The following is a 1,373-nucleotide window of genomic DNA, read 5'->3' on the forward strand; positions in this document are numbered from 1 at the left end:
GGCCCATCAGCCACTGGTTGATCGCGTACGCCAGCAGCATGCCCAGCGCGATGCCGGCGCTGGTCAGCAGGAAATTCTCGGCCTGGAAGTCGCGCAGGATCTGGCTGCGGGTGGCGCCGAGGGCGCGGCGGATGCCGATCTGCCGGGTGCGCTGCTGCACCCAGAAACTGGCCAGGCCGACGATGCCCAGCGCGGTGACCACCAGCAGCGCCACGCACACCGCGCCGAGCAGCCACACCATGGTGCGGTCGCCCTGGAAGTAGGCGTCGCGGATCTCGCTGTAGGTCTGCTGATCGAGCACCAGCCGGCTGCTGTCCACCTGCATCAGCGCCGCGGTCGCCGCGGCGAGCACGGCCTGGCGTTGCGCCGGGTCGCGCACGCGCAGCACGTACAGCCCGTCGGTGTAGGGCATGCGCAGCGGAATCAGCAATGCGTAGGGCGCCTGCGCCGGGCCGACCAGGTCCGGGTTGGGGCGGGCCAGGGCGTCGACGATGCCGACCACCTGCGCCGGCACGGTGCCGCGGTAGACGGTCCTGCCCAGCGCGTTCTGTCCGGGAAACATCTTCTCCGCCGCCGCCCGGTTGAGGATGACCGCGCCGCCGGCGTTGCGCAGGCGCTCGTCGTTGCGCAGGGCGTCCAGGTCCAGGTATTCGTCGGCGCGGAAATCGCGCCCGGCGATCAGGCGCAGGCCCAGCGTGCGCAGCGTGGCGTCCTCGGCCTTGTACTGCGCGGCATTGAGCGTGGGCCATTCCTGGTCGGGGGTCAGATTCAGGCCGACGTTCCAGGCGGCGTCCCCGAACGGCATCTGGTTGACGACGGTGGCGTTGCGCACGCCGGGCAGCGCGCGCAACGCGGCCAGGTCTTCGCGGGTGCGTGCCGCCGCGTCGACCTGCCGGCCGATGCCGCCGAGGGCGATCGTCACCAGTTCCGCTTCGGCGACGCCGCTGGCGCTGCGCAGGGTCGCGATGCGGTTGCCGATCAGGAACAGCGCGTTGCAGACGATCGCGCAGGCCAGCGCGATCTCCAGCACGATCAGCGTCGCCGCGGTGCGGTGCCGGGACAGCGTCGAGAGCATCGGACCCAGTGCCATGGCGGCGACGTTCAACGGCCGCGCCGCACCGGCGCCGCCGGGCCGATCGGGCACGGCTGCGGCCACGCAGGCGCGTGGCGCAGGAGACCGGAGGACGGCAGTGGGCGATGGTTGCGGGGCATGGCGCGCTCGATGAAAAAAGGCCGGCCGGAGCCGGCCAAGGGGATGGATCAGGTGCTGCGGGTGGCGACGGCCGGCGGCACGTCGGCGGCGCGGCGCGCCGGCGCGAACACCGCCAGCTGGCCGAGCAGCCACAGCGCCACCGCGCCGATCGGCAGGGGGG

1 protein-coding gene is annotated in these 1,373 nt (G+C 72.8%); it reads right to left on the bottom strand.

Features of this window, described 5'->3' with window-relative positions; translation table 11 throughout:
* The coding region (locus D180_RS16190) for an FtsX-like permease family protein (RefSeq protein ID WP_043091144.1) at nt 1–1,090 on the bottom strand (1,090 nt) is incomplete at its 3' end.
* Between the last annotated feature and the right edge of the window lie 283 nt (nt 1,091–1,373).

The organism is Xanthomonas sp. SHU 166, from assembly GCF_000364685.1.
GTDB lineage: Bacteria > Pseudomonadota > Gammaproteobacteria > Xanthomonadales > Xanthomonadaceae > Xanthomonas_A > Xanthomonas_A sontii.